Source organism: Glaciimonas immobilis (assembly GCF_011947285.1).
Taxonomy (GTDB): Bacteria; Pseudomonadota; Gammaproteobacteria; order Burkholderiales; family Burkholderiaceae_D; genus Glaciimonas; species Glaciimonas immobilis.
In genome coordinates, this window is sequence record NZ_JAAOZT010000002.1 from 298,911 (window position 1) to 318,547 (window position 19,637).

Consider the following 19,637-nt stretch of genomic DNA (forward strand, 5'->3'; position numbering starts at 1 on the left):
CCATTAATCAGGGGTGCGGGAATAACGATTGCGAGTTTCTGTAACGCGTTGCTGAGCACGATCCATTGCTTCCAGCATCGCCAGCGCCTTCTGCGGTAGGCGTGGCGTCAAGCGCCAGCGATTGGTATCGACTATCTGTTCGGCCATACCAGCATCCTGCAAATTATGTAAATCGCGCAATGCGACAGGAGGTGCAGTGTCCATCCACTTGGCAACGTCGGTTAAAGTGACGCCGTTCATTTCGTGGCCAAAAAGAAGGAGAAGCAGTTTCAATATGCGTTGCTGGCCGACATTGGTATAACTGGTCGTCATATCACCGGCCCGTCAAATTGAAATTCCGGGGCGGCATGCTTAATCACGTTTGCGTGATGAAAAGCTACTTGGTTCAAATGGGTCATTAATGCATCGGTGGTCGCACCAGCGTCCGCCTTACCGCTATAAAAGTCCGTCAAAAGCTGCAATGCAAAGCCAAAGCCGTTATGCAGTTCCACCACATCAGCGTCAACCAAGGCCCGTCCGGTAGGTATTTCGATTAATAATTTGTTATCGCTGGCGGCCATAAAGCGGGTGACAAAATTGATACCGCACGCCATTTCGTAGGGGTGAACCATGTTTGCAGGGATACGACCATTCTGAATCCATTTATAGATCGTCCAGTGGTCGGTGACGCCCATTCTGACAGCGATTCCCTCTATGGACACGTTGCGGCGCTCTCGCGCATACTCCTTGCAAAGTTCCAATGCGTGGCGAAGACTCGTCGGTTGCACACGCTTCCAATTCCGGCTGTGACTTGCCTTCATATGTAATCCTTTGATTTTTGGCATTCCAAACAAAAAATTGCTCTGGTACTATCCAATATCTCTCGGTTAAATTAACCTTTAAGCCTCAATCACTTGTGAGGCACAGATGACGAACGAAACCGATTTTCATGAACTGGCGGGCCGTCTTGAAGGGACGGTTCGGGCTTTGATGTTGTTAGCTGCAAAACTTGAGCTTGCGGGGAGGCTGGATGGTCAGCAGTATTCGAAGGACTTGCGCCAGGTGGCGACAGCGCTCCGGTTTGACGGGGAGCATCTGTTACCGACGCAGCGCACGATGAATGAAATGGCAAATGCAATGGATGCAGCGAGAGAACGTCGCAAATCGCAGTAGCTAGCGGGAAACCGAACTTATCAAAGGTCGCCATGGTCTATGTCACGCAACTACCGACTGCCGACACACTTCGCCTTCTTTGAGGCCAAGCGCGACGGCAATGTTGTGACACTCGCCACGTAGGCATTTTCGTTTTGGGTTGGTGTCGTTATCGTTAACGATATCGATCACCATGTTGGCGCTGTAGCCATTCTTCTTGGCCCATGCGGTGTAAGACAAACCTTTGAAGGCAAATTCTTCACGGATTTTTATACGTGTTTTTGTCATCGTGCTGTGTCCTTTTTTGTGTGCGCTTATTTGCATTAAGTTGGTATTACGTGAATTGATGGATATAAGTATGGGTACAAAAGTACCCATAGTCAACATAATATTTTAAATTATGAGTACAAATATGGGCATTGGATTACGACTTAAAGAAGAGCGCGAGCGACTCGGCATGAGTCAAACCGAATTCGCAGCGCTGTGCGATGTAGGCCGAAAAACACAATTTAACTACGAGAGCGACGAGAGATCACCGGATGCCAACTACCTGGCGGCGATCGCGCAATCTGGTGCGGACATTGGATACATCGTCACTGGCAGGCATAGTGACGCCAAGATTGCGCAAGGCACTATCGTCAACTGGACGTTGCTGGAGCAAGTCATTGTCGGCGTAGAGGAATTTCTGACTGAACGTAAAGCCAAACTGAAGCCGGAAAAAAAGGCGGGTCTGATCCGCGTCTTGTATGCCAAATTTTCAGACGACAAGAATCTCGACCAGACCCGATTCAATGATTTTATGGATGCGGTGATGACTACCGTGTAACGACAATAGGAGGTAACAGCAGGTATGGCAAAAGAAGAACGAAATCAGATAAAAGATTTTTTAGAAGATTTGATGCCGGAGGAGACGGGGGACGGGGTTGGCAGACATTACGAAGTACATACTGGCGGGGATTACGTCGGTGGCAATCAATACCACGCCACCAATTACATTCAGCCCAGAAATAGCCGTCGTCTCACCCGTGAGGAACGGCGCTCCCTGAATGATATGGTTAAAGAACTGGCCATAAATTTTGGAAACTCCGGGGAACAAACCTGGACAGCTATTCACCAAATCCTGGGCGTCGATAACATCGAGGACATGCACCTTGATCACTATATTCCGGCAAAAGGTATTCTTCGGTTACTACTAAAAAATGCCCAATCAAGCAGGGATGCAGGCGATGGCACTAATACTGCTTCGCTGCGTTTTTTAATACGTCAGTCAAATGATGCACTACGAACGCAGACCCATCGGAATACTACTCTGGCAGCCTTACTCAAAACTTCAAAGGACAAGGTCACGAACCTAAAATTCGAGATTAGAGAAAAAACCGACGAAGTACGAAACATGGGTATCAAACTCCAGTGGGCATTGGAGGATTTAAAACGATCGCCATCGGAATACAGCCGCCGAAAATCTACTCATGCATCGCCTGCCAATGGCCGCAAGCATTTGCTGGTAATTTTCCTCACCGCGGGAACGACCGCTGGCGCTATTTATTTATTTTCACTCGCTAACGCGGCGTAGTCCGCATCAAAGCGGCTGGCCAACTTCAAAAAGGTATTAGCGCGTAGTCGCAAAGCGAATGCGGGCGGTACGAAGCGAATGAATCCGCGAAAGGTTAACGCACATACGGCCACAAAATAGCTTGTTCGATCCAAGAACAAAACCAAACGAAAAACAACCGTAACGTGCGCCTGCGCAAAATTTGTCGATACTTTGATTATTAAATTTTTTAGGATAAACATGCAGACTGTTTTAATCATTACTCTGTTGGCAACCTTGACCGTAACCTTATCCGGTTGCGCCACCAAAAATTACGGTCGTCTCAGCGGCGTCACTGATTATGAAAAGCGCTCACTGACCTGTCGTGAAATAAATATTGAGATCGCGCGGACCGAAGGCTTTGTTCAAAAGGTTGATACCGAAAGCCAATTTGATGGGCGCTCCGTGCTCTCGTTTTTGGGTGATTATGGGATTGGTAATGTGATCGAAAAGAATGGCGCTGTGAATAGTGCGGATGAGCGGATGGCTGCGCTACAGGTTTTGCGGAAAGAGCGTTGTGTTGGCGCGCTGACCGTTGCAGTTGCTATATCTCCTGGTCAACCGACTATTCCGGGGACTGTTGTAGAAAAAGGTGGAGAGTCTTCGGCGACGGCTGAAAGGTTAGCGCGGCAAGCCAGTTGCGTACCGCTGGGCACTGCGGTATTGATTGGCAAAATGCCCGGTGTGGAAAATTATCGGGTTGATTGCGAGGACGGGCAGCAAGCGTTGGTCAAATGCGAGATGCGGCAGTGTCGGGTTTTGGAGTAAAGTATTTTTTTATCCATTAAACTGATATTCGCTTCATGAATTCTTAAATTAGGTGAGGACCAAAGTAGACGCTCCATGCCGAGTAAGGGGAAAAAACTTACCCTTACCCGATCTCATGACGACCTATTTGCCCGTTTTTGGCTTTACGGGTGAAGACGGAGGCTGGCGAGTAGTTTCGCTTCTCTCACTAATGCTACCAAGAACCGAGCGAGTTGCGGGAGGCGGTGGCGGCGGAGGTGGCGGTTTTTTACTAGCCATTTTTGCTGCCTCGTTGAGGTGGACTCGGTGGTCGTGGTGGCGGTGGTTTATGCTGATCAGGTCTGCCGCGGTCTTCCCTAATCTCCCGAGCGGGCGGTGGTGGAGGAGGAGGAGGAGGCTTTTGATTGGTCATGACATCTTCTCTGAAAATTACGGGGCTGGAAATTTCAATTTTTTGTATCGAACGAGTCAAATTCTTATCAAGCTTTCCGAAGTAAAAAAATCCGAAGGCTGCGAAAGTGAAGAGAGCTGTTGCAACGAGACACCTTAAGATTATGAAAACGTAAGAAGCTTTTTCTGCATTAATTGCACCGTTTTTAGTCCCGCACTTAATATATATCGCAATAATATTTTTTTTAACTGCAGCGGCTACAAGCGCATCGGCATTACTGTAGTCAATATAAAGTGCGACACATTGTTTATGATGCTTACTCCACTCTTCAGGGTCGGGTAGGTAGCTATATGTCTTGCCGATTACTGATTTTACAAAATAAATCGCCGCACTAGTGAGTCCAAGAACTGCAATTAATAGAAATGACCAGAACCATAAACCTGCGCCTGCCTCATTGGTACGTTGAACATTCTGAAGCATGTGGCCAATGAAACCAGCAAGCGCAAGAAATGTAACAAGTGGAAGTTGCAGTCTTTGGGCGACCTTATCGCGTCCATCAATCTCATGAAAGTAAATTTTTTCGTACAAATCATCTAATACGCGATTATGAGGGAGCATTTCATGCTCTCTCTCAAACGCCTCTTTTTCGTGTGTACGAACACGAAAAATTGCACTTCCTTTACCGCTAGCTTGCTTACCTGACATTTTAATTCACGGCGCTAGAAAGGTACGTCATTTTCATGAGAATTTGACAGGTCGACCATGTAAATAATCTGAGAGGCACATACCGCAAGTACATATTCCGCCACCTCACGCGTTGCTGCACCGCCTGCTGCACCGCCATGACCGACGCCGTCTCCCCCACTGCGGTAAGCATAGATACCCGTAATAGTCTGGACTAATGCTTTAGGCATAGCTATGTCTTTCGCCGAAGCAAACCACTTGGCCAAGTCTCCTAAGGTTGCAGCCCTCGCCGCTGGGAACAGGGCTTTACCCGCCGCCTCAACAGCACAAACAGCCTCCTTCACGCAATTTTCGTAGTCTGGACTAGACGGGCTACGGAAGAACTGTAGCGCTTTATCGTAATGTTTACGCGCACTGGCTAGACGAACGTCGCCTAGAACAACTTGTGCCCTAGTAGCGATGTCCACCGTGTGTTTTCTGCCGCGCCTACGAACTAGGCCTTCTGTGAACTCGAAGGCCAATTCTTCTTCGAAAAATAGTCGTTGAAGTTCGCTAGCGATAAATGCCTGTACCTCAGTTTTTTGCATTGTTACTTGGAAGTCGTTGTTATAGTGAATTCCAACTTCCCGGGCCATGTAGTTGTGCAGCCGTTCGCAGAAGTCATAAGCCTTATCCCAGCTTAGTCCCGCTAGCGCCTGTTCCGCGTCTTTTTTTGCTCTTTGGGAACTATTTGGACCCGAATTGTTATATTCGATAGGTGGAAGTCGAGCAATTCGCTGAAGCTCCCGTGCCAAAGAAATCCAGCCATCTATAAAGTCCCTGTCAATTAAATCTAAAAGGAGGTGCAAGAGCCCAATTTGAGCGCTCGGGGGAAATTCAGCATCGATTTGACGATGAGCCCCTTTATTTCGGGCTGAAAACGGAGCCTGTTGCGAGCTATACATTCGTGTTTATTCCGTTATAAGCGGTACTAATAAAAGATGGGTAACGCATGTCCCATGCAGGGATTAAAGCCATTATCACCATGAGTTCTCTTAAGGGCAATTCCTATCGTTCAACGAAAGGTTCTGATGAAGGATACAGAACCGCATGTGTAGTCGAGTGTGAGCTAATATAACTTAATTACCAACAACTATTTCAACTTCGATCGCGCTTCTCGATAACAACAGAAAGCAGGTCTTATAAAAGGTCTCACCTTTTCAAATAATGGAGAGTTTTAAATTTATCGTGACATCTTTGAAAGGATTAATGGTGTGGGCGATTCGGTATAATCCATGAAACACAGGTTCCAGTAAATGTTGCCCCCGTTCAAATGACCCCCACTCCCTGATTAAGCATGATGGTGACACTCTCACCATCACCCTTATTCAGGAGCGCCCATGTCCCGCATCACCAGTCACATCCCGCTTTTCCTTCGCCTGCCACGCAGCACGACGTGGGGCCTTATCGCTGCCATTCTGCTGATCGCATTGGCGCTACTGGCTCCAATTCAAATCCCCGTCGCCTTATACAAAATTACCCTGATCTCTCTGGCCGCTGTCATCGGTTACTGGATCGATCGCGCCATTGCGCCTTACAGCCGTCCCGATAGTTACTTGCACCGCGACTGGCGCTTCGGTACCGATGAGCCGTTGGGTGGTGTCGATTATCCGGTGGTCGATGGCTACAAGATGATTTTTGCTTCGGCCATGATTCGGCGAGCGGTAATTGTCGCCGCCGTGGTGCTCGGTGTTGCGCTGGGTCTTTGATGACGCGCGCTTGCATGGCATTGTTGCTGGTGATGTTGAGCGGCCTGGGTTTCGGCGATGCTTTTGCCGTTGAAATTCCGATGGCCGCACGGCAGTATCGTGCGGAGCTTATTCGTAATGCCCGTGCTGTGTGGGGACTGGACGCACCGGTGGCGACCTTCGCTGCACAAATTTATCAGGAGTCTGGTTGGCGGTCTGACGCGATGTCGCGGGTGGGCGCGCAGGGGCTGACGCAATTTATGCCGACCACCTCAAAATGGATCGCCGGGCTTTATCCGCAATCGGTGGGGAGCGCGCAGCCGTTTAATCCATCCTGGTCGATGCGTGCACTCGTGCAATATGACCGTTGGTTGTTTGATCGGATCGCCGCTGCCAACCCTTGCGAACGTCTGGCCTTTACGTTGTCGGCCTATAACGGTGGCTTGTCATGGGTCAATCGCGACAAGAAGCTGGCTACCCGTAAGGGGCTGGATCGCCTGACCTGGTTCGACGCGGTGGCGACCGTTAACAGTGGTCGCTCCGCCGCTAACTGGCGAGAAAACCGCACCTATCCGCAACGTATTCTGAAGCGCTATGAGTCGCAGTATGTGGCGGCGCATTGGGGTGAAGGTGGATGCAATGAGTAACGGGATTGCTTCCTTTTATTTTATTGTGATCGCTTTGATGTCGGGTGGCACCATTGGCGGCCTATTCGGCTTTGGCTTTGGCGCAGACAACGAACGCGCCAGGCAAAATGCGCAATCGGTCATCGATCTGACCAAGATCATCACAGCCAGCAACCAATTAATCAACGACAGCAACGCCGCCAGCAAGAGCATGCGTCAGGCGTTGACCAAACGTGCAGCGCACGATACCCACACCACGCGGGAGATTAAAAATGCACTTGCTCAAAACGCTGGCAATCGCGTTGATTGCCGTTTTGATGATGGCGTCATGCGCAACCTCAATGCCGCCCGCAGCCGCGCCGCCGCAACTGCTGCCAGTGGCGTACGCAACGCAGTGCCCAGTTCCGGGGCAGTTAGTCGGTAACCACGCCGACGATATTGCCGTGGCGCTCAAAGAGCTTTACGACCTGTACGGCGAATGTGCCGGACGGTTGATAGATGGTGTGGATTGGATTACCAGGAAGAAATAAGGAGGACACCATGACAGACCCTTTAGACATTGCCAGCGCTAACGAGCAATTAGCCCGTGATATTGCGATTAATCGCCAGCGCCGAAGCGCAGATTTAACCGGCAAAACGGTGGCCGATTCTGCCCTATTCTGCGGTAACGAGGAGTGCGCCGCGCCGATTCCGCAAGCCCGTCGCGAAGCGATGCCCGGTTGCCGCTTCTGTATCGACTGCCAGCAACGCCATGAATCGGGCGTGCAATGAGCGACGATTTCAGGTTTTATGTGACGCTGGCGCAATGGACGATCATGGGCGCGGTCGGCATTTATACCTGGTACGCCAACCGGCAATCCGCCGCCGCCATCGATTTACACTCGCTGACCGCGCGTGTGACCACGCTGGAATCCGAGGTAAAGCATCTGCCCGATCAGGCGTTGGTAAATGGTCTGGCCGGAGACATGCGGGCGGTGACCGCCGAACTATCCGCGCTGAAAGATTCGACCGGTTCGCTGACGCGCAATATCGAGTTATTGAACGGCTACCTGCTCAACAACAAAAAATAAAGGACTGCATATGACGAACATCACCCATCAAAGTTTTTTAGAATATATGCGATATGACATCCGGCTGGTCGTGCTGCGTCTGCTGGCCGACATGCCAGCCTATCGCGCCAATAGCAGTGTGTTGACGATGGCGCTGGATCGTTTCGGTCATGCGACCACACGCGACCAGATGAAAACCGAATTGCACTGGCTGGCCGAGCAAGGCTTGCTGACAATTGAGGATATCGGCGCGGTGCTGGTGGCGACTATTACCGAACGCGGTACCGACATTGCGCGTGGTCGTGCGCAAGTGCCGGGTGTCGCCCGGCCGGGTGCCTGAGATGGGCCGCAAATCGAGTATCACCCGGTTGGAACCGGCAGTGCGCAAGTATCTGGAAAAGCTGTTGCGCGAGGATCGTTTTACACTCGACGAAATGATCGCCGACGTGCGGAAACAATTCCCTGATCAGCAAACACCCAGCCGTTCGAGTCTGGACCGTTATCGGACCGGCTTCGATGAGATGGTCGGACGCATGCGCGAGATCGAGACCGCGGCGGGCGCATTGGTTGATGAACTAGGCGAAGGTGTGGGCGACAAGGCCGGTGCGTTGCTGGCGCAGGCGGTCACCACGTTAGCGACCAACGTCGCCTTGCGCACGCATGATCGCGATGACGTCACGGTCAAAGAGGTCGGTGAACTGGCCCGCGCCGCCCGTGCGGCGATGCAAGCGCGGACGATGAGCATCAAGGAACGTGAAACGATTGAGGCGTCAGCCCGTGCCAAACTGCTGCGCGAGCAAAGTGAAAAGCTCGACTCAATGGGCAAGACCGGCGCGATTGCATCGGAGACATTACAGCGCATTCGTCATGAAATTTACGGGATCGTCTGATGAGTCCGGCCGTTCCTCTTTACGATTACCAGAAGCACTGGCTGGCCGATAAAAGCCGCTTCAAGATCGGTATGTTTTGTCGTCAGAGTGGCAAAACCTTCACCACTACTTTGGAAGTGGTAGATGATTGCTTTGAGGCGGAAGCCCATGGCGGTCGCGCCCGTTGGGTGATTCTGTCACGCGGTGAGCGTCAGGCCAAAGAGGCGATAGAGGAAGGCGTCAAGAAGCATTGCCAGGCCTACAGTATCGGCATCAAAGAAATCGAAGGCGAGTTCAAAGCCGAAAGCGGCGAGCGTTACACGATGCTGGACGTACTGTTGCCGGGCGGTTCGCGCATTACCGCGTTGCCTGCCAATCCCGATACGGCGCGGGGATTCTCGGCCAATGTGTTTCTTGATGAGTTCGCTTTTCATGCCGACAGTCGCAAAATCTGGACCGCGCTTTTCCCTGTTATCTCCAACGGGTGGAAGTTGCGCGTGACCTCCACGCCCAACGGCAAGGGCAATAAGTTTTACGAATTGATGACCGACAAAAAGCTGGAAGGCGTCTGGTCGCGTCATCTGGTGGATATCTACGATGCGGTGGCCGGTGGCTTGCCGCGTGATGTGGCGGCGATGCGCGCGGCCCTAAACGATGAGGATGCCTGGGCGCAAGAGTTTGAATTGAAATGGTTAGATGAGGCCAGCGCCTGGCTGTCATTCAGTCTGATCGACGGGGTCGAACATGATCAGGCCGGTGACCCGTTGCATTACGCTGGTGGTCCATGTTTTGTTGGGGTGGATATCGGCCTGCGCAATGACCTGTTCGTGATTTGGGTGCTGGAGCTGGTCGGCGACGTGCTGTGGACCCGCGAGATCATTACCAGAAAGCGCGCCAAATTTGCGGAACAGGATGCGCTACTGGATGACGTGTTTGTGCGTTACAACGTCTTGCGCGCCTGCATCGATCAAACCGGCATGGGCGAGAAACCGGTGGAGGATGCGAAGACGCGTTACGGTGCCAGCCGGGTCGAAGGCGTGCTGTTTACCGTGCCGACCAAACTGACCATGGCCACCGCTGGCAAGGAAGCGTTCGAAGACAAAAAGATCCGCATTCCCTTAGGTGACAGCGATTTGCGGTCTGACCTACACAAGCTCAAAAAAATCTCAGGGCCGACCGGCGCACCGCGCTTTGTCGCTGATTCCGATAGCGCCGGTCATGCCGATCGTGCGTGGGCATGCTTTCTGGCGGTGAATGCCAGCGATGCACCGTCCGGTCTGGTCAAGGTCATCTCACGCGCCCGCCGTCCCATCATTACCCGGAGCCAATGGCTATGAAATCAAGCGCAACACCCAAGGGCCTGTACCTTCCGGACGGCACGTTTGCCAGGTTCAGTGATCGCACCGGCTTGCTGGCCGATCAGATTGCCACGCGTGCCACCGCATCCGGCGTGGCCAGCATCGGCATGTTATTGCCCAACCCGGACCCGGTGTTACGCAAACTGGGCAAATCGATTCAGGTCTATCGCGACTTGCGCTCGGACGCGCACATTGGCGGCTGCATCCGGCGCCGCAAGGCCGCGGTCAAAGCGCTCAAATGGGATATTGAACGCGGGCAGGCAAACGCCCGCGTCACCAGTGCATTGCAGGCGATATTTGCCAGGCTGCCGATGCAGCGCATCATCGGTGAAATTCACGATGCTGCATTTTATGGCTATCAACCGCTTGAAGTGATATGGGGTAATCTCGATGGCCTGATCGTACCGGTAGACGTGATCGGCAAGCCTGCGGAATGGTTCGCCTATGACGATCAGAATCAGCCGCGCTTTCGATCGAACAATGCACCGCATCCGGGCGAGCTACTGTTGCCGCGCAAGTTTTTAATTGCCCGTCAGGATCCCACCTACGAAAATCCCTACGGACAGCCCGACCTGGCGCGATGCTTTTGGCCGACCAAGTTTAAGCAAGCCGGAATGGATTTCTGGTTCAAGTTCATTGAAAAGTACGGCACGCCATGGGTCATCGGCAAAACGCCGCGCTCCAACAACGATGCAGAAAACGACCGCCTGCTCGACATGCTGGCCAACATGATTCAGGACGCAGTCGCCGTGATTCCCGACGATGCATCGGTAGAGATCATGGAAGCAGGCGGCAAAGCGGCATCCGGTGATGTCCACGAAAACTTCCTGCAAGCAATGCGTGCCGAAGTCACGATTGCTTTACTCGGACAAAACCAATCGACCGAAGCCAGTAGTACCCACGCCAGCGCCACGTCCGGCCTGGTCGTCACCGCAGAAATCCGCGACGAAGACAAAAGCATGATTTCCGGCGTGGTCAACGAGTTGATCGGCTGGGTGTGCGACCTGAATTTTGCAGGGCCGCATCCCGAATATAAAATGTGGGAAGAGGAAGCGGTCGATGTCACGCTGGCTACGCGGGACGAAACCTTATCGCGGGCTGGTGCGCGTTTTACCAATAGTTATTGGCAACGCACGTATGATTTACAGGCCTCGGATTTGAGTGAAGATGCGTTGCCCGTCAATCTCGCCATGTCGCCGGTTGCCGAACATCCGACTTTTGCAGAACACACCAGTAAGCCGTCCGATCCACCGTCCATGATGGCACACCAACTTAGCCGGGACCTGATGCCGGTGATGGATGACTGGATCGGCCAAATCAAGAATCTCGTGGAGCAAGCGGCCACCCTGGACGAAGTGCGCGATGGTTTGCTGGCGTTAGCGCCGACTATGTCACTGGATCAATACACGAGCGCGATGGGCCTGGCCCTGAACGCAGCCGCAACCGCTGGCCGATTTGAAATCATGGATGAAGCCAATGGCTAAGCCTTATTCGGCCAGTTACGGTTCGCTCCCTTTCGCCGAGCAAATCGCCTTCTTCCAGCGCAAGATCAATCTATCGACCGAAGACTGGACCCAATTGTTTGAGTCTGGCCATGATCACGCCTTTGTCGTCGCGGGCGCTAACCGCGATGATCTGGTGACCGACTTCCGCATTGCCATCGATAAGGCGATCAACCAAGGGACTACGCTGGAACAGTTTCGTAAAGACTTTGATCAGATTGTGACCAAATACGGCTGGGACTACAACGGTGGTCGCAACTGGCGCTCTAAGGTCATCTACGACACCAATTTGCGCACCAGTTATGCCGCCGGTCGATTCGCCCAGTTGCAAGCAGTCAAAAACAGTCGTCCATATTGGCAATACGTGCATAGCGACGCAGTAGAACACCCGCGTGAATACCATCTCGCGTGGGACGGCTTGGTACTGCATGCCGATGACCCCTGGTGGAAAACCCACTTCGGTCCCAACGGCTGGGGCTGCCAATGCACGGTGCACGCGCTCAATCAACGCGATTTGGCCCGACTAGGCAAAACCGGCCCCGATCAGGCACCGCCCATCTCCACCCGAGAAGTCACCGTCGGCACCAGAGGCGCGCACCCGCGCACGGTCACCGTCCCGGACGGCATTGATCCGGGATTCGGCTACGCACCCGGCGCGACGGTGAGGCCAGAATGGCTGACACAACGCGCCGAAGAATATTTGTCCAGTACGGCCACCAACAACACCGGTACGTGGCGCTCTCTAATTAATACCACCGCCAAAGACCTGGGCCGACCTGAAAAAATACCGCTGTCGCCGTTACCATCAATGCTAGGCGAGCCGCTGACTAGCGCGATGCAGGTACATGCCGAATTGGTAAAGTATCTCGGTGGCGAGTCGCGGGTATTCAACGTCAAAGGTCTGCCAGTGGCCGTCGATGCAGCAACGCTGTCACGCCATATCGATCCGGCCCGGGCAGAATATTTGCCACTGTTATTCGACATGCTGGCCAACCCGTTTGAAATCTGGACCAACTTGTTTCAGCACAAAGATACCGGCTATTACGAGATGCGCAGTTCAGCGGTCAAAGCCTATGACGTGGGACGTGGACGCGGTCTTTTACTGGTGGCACAACAGCGTAGTGGCTTTTTTGAATCCTGGACGCTGATACCAACCGGCGTTGACAACTACCTCAACAAACAGCGCAAAGGCATGCTGTGGTTCGGCGCATAAAACAGAAGGAGATTTGGAAGCGGTACGTTGGGAGTAGTACAAGAGGGACCTCACCCCGCTGCGCCAGGGTGGGCGAATGACAGTATCCAAAGGGGCGCGGCCCGGATGCACATATCGATACTGGCACCGAACCATTATTTTAGACCATAAAGGCACATCATGGCAGGGTCAACCTTTGAATTTACGTTTGACAGCCAGCGCGCCACCGCATCGCTAGGCAAAGCCTACCGCGCATTAACCAACCCCGCGGAGTTGCAACGCGACATCGGCGAGTACCTGCTCAGGTCCACCCGCAACCGCTTTAATGAACAAGCCGCACCCGATGGCACGGCGTGGGAAGCACTATCGTCCCGGTACAAAAACCGTAAAAGAAAGAACAAAGACAAGATACTGACGCTGGACGGTTATTTGCGCGGTGCAGGTCTACGCTATCAGCTCGACGGCGCGGATGTACTGATGGGCAGCAATCGTCCGTATGCTGCGATTCACCAGTTCGGCGGCGATATAAGCATTCCGGCGCGATCGCAATATGCTTTCTTCCGGCAAGCACCGGATGGCAGCGTGGGTAATTTGTTCGTCAAGAAGAAGAAATCCAACTTTGCGCAACGCGTGACTATCGGGGCGCATGTTATTCATATGCCTGCGAGGCCGTTTTTGGGATTGTCTGTTGCTGATGAGGAGGAACTGGTGCAGTTGGGGCTGGATCATATTGGGAATGCGGTGGCGGGCTGAGCGGCCCCACATGACGTTTGTTTCGGTGACATCACCGGATATGCCAAGAAGCGCGGCGGGATATCTTGAACGCTTTTATAAAGGCTTTATATTTAGTAGTAGGCCTTGACCTGACATTCGCTGTGGGAGTATCCGTCCGAGAACGGCCCGAAGCGGTCTTTCGTGAACTGCAATAAAAATGCCCGCCATCTTTCGAGGCGTGCATCTGTGGGATTTTACAATTCGTAAAAGTATTATGCCGAACCTGCGTGGGCAATAAAGCTAGACAGCAATCAGCTCGGCGATTTTCGCCGCGACCACCGCCATTGAATCTTCTGCAGTGCTCAGGCCGCTTCGTGAGGCGAGCATAGGACTGACATTGAGGAGAGCGCCATACGTCGTGTTGTGCACAATTGGAACGAGCTGATTACGCATCAGCAGTACCGCAAGCTCTTTGTCGGCGACGCCCTCTCTTGGGAGGCTGGCCAGCAGCGCAGGGGTCACCAGCACAAGCCCGATTCGCGAATTCGCTAAGCCTTTGTCAATGGCGCGCATCATCGGCACGCCAAGCGCGAGGTCACTCTCGCTGAACCAAACTTTTACACCAGCCGCTACTAGCAAGTCGCGCAGCTCTTTGGCTACCCCCTGTCGGTCGTCCCACGCGTGGCACAGGAACACGTCACGAAGGTCAGGTTGCTGCGCTGCTCGCGTTTCAACGGTTTCGCGGATTGGCGTGAGTGATTGCACTTGGGCAGAGGTGTACGACAGGGACGAACCCGCCCTCGACCAGCGCGGCCGTGAACTGCTGCTCGAGCTACCGCCACCGCCGCTACCGCTGCTGCCCGACGAGGAATAGGAAGGGGCGGAGTAAGACCTGCTGTTGCCATAGCCGCGACGGCTGTAACGGCATGCAGGGCATGCATCGGCAGCGGCCGACGAACTATGTCCACGTACTGGAGCTGTGCATCTAGACATACGGTAGTCCTTGGAAGAGTAATTATTGACGAAGTGTTGGTCTATTCCGGCTCAATAATCCGAGTTCAGATATAACATCGCAATCCGTGGAGTTGTTAGACTATCATCAAGCGGTACGCATGTGAAGCCTTTCCTTCCCCGTCTCACCCCCTAAATTCTGCCCCCGTTCAAAGGACGCCCCCCCGCCGCCGCGTCACCATAGGCGGCATGAACTTACTCCACATCTTCAAGGCAGGCACCCATACCGATATCAACGGTAACAAGGTGACGCTGACCGCTGCCGATCTTGCCGCCTCTGCCGCGGCTTACGATCCGGCCATCCACGAAGCGCCAATTGTCGTCGGTCATCCTGCACTGGATGCACCGGCGTATGGCTGGGTCAAAGCGTTGTCCGAGTGCAATGGCGATCTGAATGCTGAACCGGTGCAGGTGCCTGCGGCGTTCGCGGAAATCGTCAATTCGGGCAGCTATAAGAAGATCAGTTCCAGTTTCTACGGCCCACATGTCGCCAGCAATCCGGTCCCGGGTGTGTGGTATCTGAAGCACGTTGGCTTTTTGGGCGCTACCGCTCCGGCGGTTAAGGGTTTGCGGCAGGCTTCCTTTGCTGCCGGTGAAGAAGACGGTATTTTTGAGTTTGCCGACTGGACGCTGGTGAATCAATCGTCGATGTGGAGTCGGTTGCGCGACTGGCTGATTGCTAAAGAAGGCCTGCAGGTGGCCGATCAGATTATCCCCGACTACCACATCATCAACATGCGTGACGCTGGCCGCGAGGACGCGCCCACCGACGCCATCACTCTCACCTATTCCGAGGAGAACACCGTGACACCAGAACAAGCCGCTGCGATGCAAAAAGAGAACCTTGAAATCAAGGCCGTGCTGAGCGCATCTACTGCACGGGAAGCCAAGCGTATCGCCGACATGCGCAACGCCGGTAACGTCGCCTTTGCGGATGCGCAGATTGCCGCTGGGACACTTGCACCGAAGCACCAGGAAACGGTCTTGGCGTTCCTGAACTTTTCTGAACAGCCGCTTGCCGATGGCGGCGCGGTGTCGTTCGGTGAAGGTGAAGACAAGCAGGCACTGGCTACCGCTTTTAAATCTTTCCTCAGTGAATTGCCGCCAGTCGTCGCGTTCGGCGAGCAGGCCACCAAGGACCGCGCTACCAGTGTCTCAACTATCAACCCACTGCTCGCTGACGCTGAGCGCCGCAAACAATAAACAATAGGAGCAACACGCTATGACCACTTACATCGAACCCGATAACCTCTCCGATCTGTTGCTAGTAGAGGTAAAGACAGGCTGGACCAAACAGCGCGTGACCTTTGCCAAGGGTCCGGCGATCCGTACTGGATTGGTGATTGCGCACGTTGACGGCAAGTATGTGCCGCTTGATGTGGCTGCGACCAATGGCGCTGAAATGGCGGTCGGGGTCGCCGGTGACGATGTCGATACGGCTGAGGCGGACGCAAAGGGCATGGCGATTTTGCGGGGCGCTGTGCTGGCTAACCGCAAGTTGCTGTGGCCGTCGGATATGACATCGGTGCTGTACGAGGTTGCCGTCGCGCAACTGGATAGCCGTGGGATTAGCGTTATCTCTACGCTGGAAATTTAAGCCGCCTACTTACCCACATCACGATCAAAGCTTCAGGAGAATTACATGAATTTAGCAGATTTATTTACCGTTACCTCGTTGACGGATGCCATCAATAAATTGCCATCGGTGCCGAGTAAAGCCGGGGCGACTGGCCTGTTTCTTGAAAAAGGCGTTACTACCACGTCAGTGATAATTGAACAGTATGAAGGTCGGCTCAGTCTGGTCCCGGCGATCAGCCGTAGCGAAGACCCGACCCACGCAGCAAAAGGAAAACGTTCGCGTCGCACCTTTCTTATCCCGCATCTGCCGGTGAGTGCGCAGATTCTACCGGCTGAAATTCAGAATATTGCCGCCTTTGGCACGGATCAACCGATTAACGGGCAAGCGTCGGTGATTAACGACAAGTTGCAAGGCATGAAGGCAAGCCTGGAGGCCACACGCGAGTGGCAGCGCATGGGCGCGATCGCTGGTCAGATTCTTGACCATGATGGCTCCGTTATTTATGACCTGTTTAGCGAATTCGGTATCGGTAAAAAAACCGATACGCTCAAGTTATCCGACGTTAAAACGGATGTACGCGCCGGTCTGCTTAAGCAAAAGCGCTATATCGAACTACAGACACCACATCTGATCATTACCGGTTTCAAAGCATTTTGCGGGGCGGATTTCTTTGATGCGTTGACAGGGCATGAATCGGTGAAGGCCGCGTATGCGAACTGGCAGGCTGCGCAGGACCGGTTGGGTGGCGATCTGCGCAACGGTTTTGTGCATGGCGGCATGGAGTTTGTCGAATATAACGTGAAGGTGTCTGGTAAAGATTTTGTGCCAGCTAATGTGGCGCGCATTTTTCCGATCGCGCAAAACATGTTCCGGGTTTATAACGCCCCTGCCAATTACAACGAGACCGTGAATACGATGGGCTTGCCGTTTTACGCGAAGGCGGAAGAGCGCAAACTGGGTAAGGGATGGGACCTGGAAGCGCAGGCCAATCCGCTGGCGATGTGTCTTTGCCCGGAGGGGTTGATCGAGTTAAGCGCCACCTGATCGTATGCCATGACCATGCGCTATTGCACCCTTGACGACATCAAACTGGCGATGCCGGAGAATACATTGATTGCCTTATCGAACGACGATCCGCGTGCGACCACGATTGATTTGGCGGTCATTGAACGCGCTGTGAAAGCCGCCGAGGAGATGATCGATGCCAATCTGCGCGGTCGCTTTTTGTTGCCGATTCCCACGGTGCCGACGATGATCAACGAGGTGGCAGTGACGCTGACCCGCCACTGGTTGTATTGCCGCCGTCCCGAGGGACCGGAGCTACCCAAGGCGGTTACCAGCACCTATGCCAGCGCCATCTCGCGACTGGCGGAGATTCGGGACGGTCGCCTGCATATCGGCTTGCCGACTGGCGAAGCGATCAAGGAGCCGGGTAAATATAAGGTGCGCGCTAGCAAAAGTCGTTTCAGTCAGATGCAAAAAGGATTCGACCTATGACCAGGTCGAGTGTGCGCACCGTCGCCATCCTGGACGACGTGGTGACGAAACTGATTGCAGAAATACCGGATATGCCAGCGGAATTATTCCCTGAAAACCCCGCCGCCTATCGCCTCAATCACCCTAAAGGCGCGTTGCTGTTGAGCTTTCCCGGTAGCCAGTTTGATGCATTGGTCAGGTCCGGCCAGAACGTTCCTGCCAAGGCTGGATGCTCACGACCACAAGCGCGAACGATAGGCTTAACGATTACCGTCGTCTTGCGTCAGTTGAATGGCAGAGATGGCGCGGTCGATGCGCTGGATGACGTGCGCGATGCGTTACGCGGCTTTCGTCCGAGTGGTTGCCGGAGCGATCTGGAGTTTGTCGCCGAGCGTTTCTTAGGGGAAATGGAAGGTAACTGGCAATACGCGGTGGATCTGGTGACGACCGTGTGGGATGGCGCTGCGGCGCAAACGTAATTTTACCGATTAGGAAAGCCCGTGAAAAAAGTAACACTGAATAAACCGCATACACATGACGGCGTAGCGTATGCGGCCAATGCGCAGATTGAGGTCAATCCATCCGACGCCGACTGGCTGGTGCAGCAGCAGATTATCGATCAACCGTTTCCCGTCGAGAAAATCAAAGCACCGTCCAGTCACAATAATGAGGCACATAAATGAACAGTTATTTCTCGTTTCAGGGAAAAATTTACATGGGGTTGCGCCTTCCTTCCGGCAAGCCCGGCGCTTTGCGCTGGATCAACGATGCCGGGAAACTGGAAATCACGTTATCGACCGATGCCGATGAAAAGACCGAAAGTTATAGCGGCAATCGCATGACGGCTGCCCGGTTGTCGAAGGCTAAAAAAGCATCGATCACCTTATCGATGGAAACGGTGTCACCCGAGAATCTGGCGCTGGGTATGTACGGCCAGGTCACGAACGTTGCAGGCGGTACCGTGACCGGGGAATTGCTGCCGCCGTCGTTGACGGTCGGTGACGTCGTGGCGCTGGATCACACCAGTATCAGCGACCTGGTGCTGACGGACAGCACGCCTAACGCACCGAAGACGCTGACGCCGGACAGCACGTATAGCCTTGATAGTGCCGCAAACGGTATGGTCGAGATAATCGATATCACCACGCAAGCCGGGTTGGTCGAGCCTTTCAAGGCGGCGTATTCCTACGCGGCCAGCGTCAATCTGGCAATGTTTACAGAAGGCGCGCCGGAACGCTATCTGGTGCTGGACGGCATTAATACCGTTGACGGTAGCCGCATTCGCGTTAGTTTGTACCGCGCCCAATTTGATCCGATCGGGACGTTGCCGCTGATTAACGATAGTTTCGGTTCATTGGAGTTCAAGGGTAGCGTGTTGTTTGATGCCCGCAATGCATCTAATTCTGCGCTGGGTGGTTTTGGGCGTATCGAATTGCCGGAGGGCTGACCGTCATGGCGCGCAAAATCGATAAGCCGGTCCGCCGTAAAAAGAACGCAGACAATGACATAGATATTCTGCATCCCGAGCGGACGGCGATGCTCAATGGCCGCAATATCGTCGTGCGGGAATATGGCTTTGTCGAAGGCATGCGGTTACGACCGCTGATGCAGCCGTTTCTCGATGATTTGTTTGAAGCCATGAAAGCCGGTCAACCGGCCAACTATCAGCAAGCGCTGGCGATTATTGCGGCCAATATCGATGCGGTGACCGAACTGGCGGCGGTGGCTGCGGATGTAGAGGTTGAATGGGTCCGGGCGCTGTCGGACAGCGACGGACAGGCGTTGCTGATGTGGTGGTGGGGCGCGAACTGTTCTTTTTTTATGCAACGCAACCTGTCGCGGCGCCAGGTGGAGTTACAGGAAAACGCGTTGCAGGAAATGACCTTGGCACAGTCGGATGGGGCGAAGTCTACGCCACCCTCATCGCCCACCACCACAGCGCCCGGTGCATCGGCCACTACACCGAGCGACAAATAAACCTCTACTTTAG

At 53.6% G+C, this 19,637-nt stretch carries 30 protein-coding genes; 23 read left to right on the forward strand and 7 right to left on the reverse strand.

Going from position 1 to position 19,637, the window contains the following annotated elements; all coding sequences use genetic code 11:
- Positions 1-3 precede the first annotated feature (3 nt).
- Together HAV38_RS03590 and HAV38_RS03595 are read right to left on the reverse strand one after the other, a co-directional pair.
- On the reverse strand, positions 4-312 hold the full coding sequence (locus HAV38_RS03590; RefSeq protein WP_168052470.1) for an IclR family transcriptional regulator: 309 nt from the start codon (positions 310-312) through the stop codon (positions 4-6).
- Positions 309-800 carry a hypothetical protein gene (locus HAV38_RS03595; RefSeq protein WP_168052472.1) on the reverse strand — a complete coding sequence of 164 codons (492 nt, stop codon included), beginning with the start codon at positions 798-800 and terminating at the stop codon, positions 309-311. Before HAV38_RS03595 ends, HAV38_RS03590 begins: the two co-directional genes overlap by 4 nt.
- Positions 801-906: 106 nt before the next feature.
- On the opposite strand from HAV38_RS03595, the gene HAV38_RS03600 reads away from it, so the two are divergent.
- Positions 907-1,152: a hypothetical protein gene (locus HAV38_RS03600; RefSeq protein ID WP_168052474.1), complete on the forward strand. Its 246-nt coding sequence runs from the start codon at positions 907-909 to the stop codon at positions 1,150-1,152.
- 42 nt (positions 1,153-1,194) lie between these two features.
- Here the strand turns inward: HAV38_RS03600 and HAV38_RS03605 are convergent, their stop codons facing one another.
- Entirely contained in the window at positions 1,195-1,419 is a 225-nt protein-coding gene (locus HAV38_RS03605; protein WP_168052476.1) for a helix-turn-helix domain-containing protein, read from the reverse strand.
- 124 nt (positions 1,420-1,543) lie between these two features.
- Here HAV38_RS03605 and HAV38_RS03610 point away from each other — a divergent pair, with 124 nt between their 5' ends.
- The 3 genes from HAV38_RS03610 to HAV38_RS21800 all read left to right on the forward strand — a co-directional run bounded on the left by HAV38_RS03610 (position 1,544) and on the right by HAV38_RS21800 (position 3,490).
- Positions 1,544-1,957 carry a helix-turn-helix domain-containing protein gene (locus HAV38_RS03610; RefSeq protein ID WP_168052478.1) on the forward strand — a complete coding sequence of 138 codons (414 nt, stop codon included), beginning with the start codon at positions 1,544-1,546 and terminating at the stop codon, positions 1,955-1,957.
- Between the two features lie 24 nt (positions 1,958-1,981).
- Positions 1,982-2,704 carry a hypothetical protein gene (locus HAV38_RS03615; RefSeq protein WP_168052480.1) on the forward strand — a complete coding sequence of 241 codons (723 nt, stop codon included), beginning with the start codon at positions 1,982-1,984 and terminating at the stop codon, positions 2,702-2,704.
- A gap of 219 nt (positions 2,705-2,923) precedes the next feature.
- Positions 2,924-3,490, forward strand: coding sequence for a hypothetical protein (locus HAV38_RS21800; protein ID WP_245182176.1), 567 nt, complete (start codon positions 2,924-2,926; stop codon positions 3,488-3,490).
- Between the two features lie 250 nt (positions 3,491-3,740).
- On the opposite strand, the gene HAV38_RS03625 is transcribed toward HAV38_RS21800, so the two are convergent.
- Positions 3,741-4,565 carry a hypothetical protein gene (locus HAV38_RS03625; RefSeq protein ID WP_168052481.1) on the reverse strand — a complete coding sequence of 275 codons (825 nt, stop codon included), beginning with the start codon at positions 4,563-4,565 and terminating at the stop codon, positions 3,741-3,743.
- Between the two features lie 14 nt (positions 4,566-4,579).
- Complete coding sequence (locus tag HAV38_RS03630; protein WP_168052483.1) at positions 4,580-5,488, reverse strand: hypothetical protein; 909 nt, start codon at positions 5,486-5,488, stop codon at positions 4,580-4,582.
- Between the two features lie 435 nt (positions 5,489-5,923).
- Here HAV38_RS03630 and HAV38_RS03635 point away from each other — a divergent pair, with 435 nt between their 5' ends.
- From HAV38_RS03635 to HAV38_RS03645, 3 genes are read left to right on the forward strand one after another with little or no spacing between them, the layout of a single operon-like run.
- A complete protein-coding gene (locus HAV38_RS03635; protein ID WP_221313752.1) occupies positions 5,924-6,292 on the forward strand; it encodes a putative holin in 369 nt (122 codons plus the stop codon).
- Complete coding sequence (locus tag HAV38_RS03640; RefSeq protein WP_168052485.1) at positions 6,292-6,918, forward strand: transglycosylase SLT domain-containing protein; 627 nt, start codon at positions 6,292-6,294, stop codon at positions 6,916-6,918. The genes HAV38_RS03635 and HAV38_RS03640 overlap by 1 nt, the downstream gene beginning before the upstream one ends.
- Complete coding sequence (locus HAV38_RS03645) at positions 6,911-7,321, forward strand: hypothetical protein (RefSeq protein WP_168052487.1); 411 nt, start codon at positions 6,911-6,913, stop codon at positions 7,319-7,321. Before HAV38_RS03640 ends, HAV38_RS03645 begins: the two co-directional genes overlap by 8 nt.
- Here the strand turns inward: HAV38_RS03645 and HAV38_RS22070 are convergent.
- On the reverse strand, positions 7,311-7,439 hold the full coding sequence (locus HAV38_RS22070; protein WP_260326288.1) for a hypothetical protein: 129 nt from the start codon (positions 7,437-7,439) through the stop codon (positions 7,311-7,313). The two genes, HAV38_RS03645 and HAV38_RS22070, sit on opposite strands and share 11 nt — an antisense overlap.
- On the opposite strand from HAV38_RS22070, the gene HAV38_RS22075 reads away from it, so the two are divergent.
- From HAV38_RS22075 to HAV38_RS03685, 8 genes are all read left to right on the forward strand, one after another.
- A complete protein-coding gene (locus tag HAV38_RS22075) occupies positions 7,438-7,668 on the forward strand; it encodes a TraR/DksA C4-type zinc finger protein (RefSeq protein WP_168052489.1) in 231 nt (76 codons plus the stop codon). The two genes, HAV38_RS22070 and HAV38_RS22075, sit on opposite strands and share 2 nt — an antisense overlap.
- A complete protein-coding gene (locus HAV38_RS03655) occupies positions 7,665-7,967 on the forward strand; it encodes a DUF2730 family protein (RefSeq protein WP_168052491.1) in 303 nt (100 codons plus the stop codon). The genes HAV38_RS22075 and HAV38_RS03655 overlap by 4 nt, the downstream gene beginning before the upstream one ends.
- Positions 7,968-7,977: 10 nt before the next feature.
- Positions 7,978-8,286 (forward strand): VpaChn25_0724 family phage protein, encoded by a 309-nt coding sequence (locus HAV38_RS03660; protein ID WP_168052493.1) that lies wholly within the window; start codon positions 7,978-7,980, stop codon positions 8,284-8,286.
- A gap of 1 nt (position 8,287) precedes the next feature.
- Positions 8,288-8,836 carry a phage protein Gp27 family protein gene (locus tag HAV38_RS03665; protein ID WP_168052495.1) on the forward strand — a complete coding sequence of 183 codons (549 nt, stop codon included), beginning with the start codon at positions 8,288-8,290 and terminating at the stop codon, positions 8,834-8,836.
- A complete protein-coding gene (locus HAV38_RS03670) occupies positions 8,836-10,152 on the forward strand; it encodes a terminase large subunit domain-containing protein (protein ID WP_168052497.1) in 1,317 nt (438 codons plus the stop codon). Before HAV38_RS03665 ends, HAV38_RS03670 begins: the two co-directional genes overlap by 1 nt.
- Entirely contained in the window at positions 10,149-11,657 is a 1,509-nt protein-coding gene (locus tag HAV38_RS03675; RefSeq protein ID WP_168052498.1) for a DUF935 domain-containing protein, read from the forward strand. Before HAV38_RS03670 ends, HAV38_RS03675 begins: the two co-directional genes overlap by 4 nt.
- Positions 11,650-12,888 (forward strand): PBECR2 nuclease fold domain-containing protein, encoded by a 1,239-nt coding sequence (locus HAV38_RS03680; protein WP_168052501.1) that lies wholly within the window; start codon positions 11,650-11,652, stop codon positions 12,886-12,888. Before HAV38_RS03675 ends, HAV38_RS03680 begins: the two co-directional genes overlap by 8 nt.
- 159 nt (positions 12,889-13,047) lie before the next feature.
- Positions 13,048-13,620, forward strand: a complete 573-nt coding sequence (locus HAV38_RS03685; RefSeq protein ID WP_168052503.1) for a phage virion morphogenesis protein — start codon at positions 13,048-13,050, stop codon at positions 13,618-13,620.
- Positions 13,621-13,881: 261 nt separating this feature from the next.
- Here HAV38_RS03685 and HAV38_RS03690 read toward each other — a convergent pair whose 3' ends face one another.
- Positions 13,882-14,346, reverse strand: coding sequence for a toll/interleukin-1 receptor domain-containing protein (locus HAV38_RS03690; protein ID WP_245182177.1), 465 nt, complete (start codon positions 14,344-14,346; stop codon positions 13,882-13,884).
- 435 nt (positions 14,347-14,781) lie between these two features.
- Here HAV38_RS03690 and HAV38_RS03695 point away from each other — a divergent pair, with 435 nt between their 5' ends.
- Genes HAV38_RS03695 through HAV38_RS03730 form a run of 8 tightly spaced genes read left to right on the forward strand, consistent with a single transcriptional unit; the run spans position 14,782 to position 19,624 of the window.
- Positions 14,782-15,795, forward strand: a complete 1,014-nt coding sequence (locus HAV38_RS03695; RefSeq protein ID WP_168052507.1) for a peptidase — start codon at positions 14,782-14,784, stop codon at positions 15,793-15,795.
- 19 nt (positions 15,796-15,814) lie between these two features.
- Positions 15,815-16,189: a head decoration protein gene (locus HAV38_RS03700; protein WP_168052509.1), complete on the forward strand. Its 375-nt coding sequence runs from the start codon at positions 15,815-15,817 to the stop codon at positions 16,187-16,189.
- A gap of 45 nt (positions 16,190-16,234) precedes the next feature.
- The gene (locus tag HAV38_RS03705) at positions 16,235-17,215 is read left to right on the forward strand and encodes a major capsid protein (protein ID WP_168052511.1); all 981 of its coding nucleotides are present in this window, start codon (positions 16,235-16,237) and stop codon (positions 17,213-17,215) included.
- Positions 17,216-17,224: 9 nt separating this feature from the next.
- Positions 17,225-17,668, forward strand: a complete 444-nt coding sequence (locus HAV38_RS03710; protein WP_245182178.1) for a gp436 family protein — start codon at positions 17,225-17,227, stop codon at positions 17,666-17,668.
- Positions 17,665-18,126 (forward strand): Gp37 family protein, encoded by a 462-nt coding sequence (locus HAV38_RS03715; protein WP_168052512.1) that lies wholly within the window; start codon positions 17,665-17,667, stop codon positions 18,124-18,126. The genes HAV38_RS03710 and HAV38_RS03715 overlap by 4 nt, the downstream gene beginning before the upstream one ends.
- Before the next feature lie 21 nt (positions 18,127-18,147).
- Positions 18,148-18,330 carry a DUF7210 family protein gene (locus tag HAV38_RS03720; RefSeq protein ID WP_168052514.1) on the forward strand — a complete coding sequence of 61 codons (183 nt, stop codon included), beginning with the start codon at positions 18,148-18,150 and terminating at the stop codon, positions 18,328-18,330.
- Positions 18,327-19,094 carry a phage tail tube protein gene (locus tag HAV38_RS03725; RefSeq protein WP_168052516.1) on the forward strand — a complete coding sequence of 256 codons (768 nt, stop codon included), beginning with the start codon at positions 18,327-18,329 and terminating at the stop codon, positions 19,092-19,094. The genes HAV38_RS03720 and HAV38_RS03725 overlap by 4 nt, the downstream gene beginning before the upstream one ends.
- Before the next feature lie 5 nt (positions 19,095-19,099).
- Positions 19,100-19,624 carry a DUF6631 family protein gene (locus HAV38_RS03730; protein ID WP_168052518.1) on the forward strand — a complete coding sequence of 175 codons (525 nt, stop codon included), beginning with the start codon at positions 19,100-19,102 and terminating at the stop codon, positions 19,622-19,624.
- The last annotated feature ends 13 nt before the right edge of the window (positions 19,625-19,637 follow it).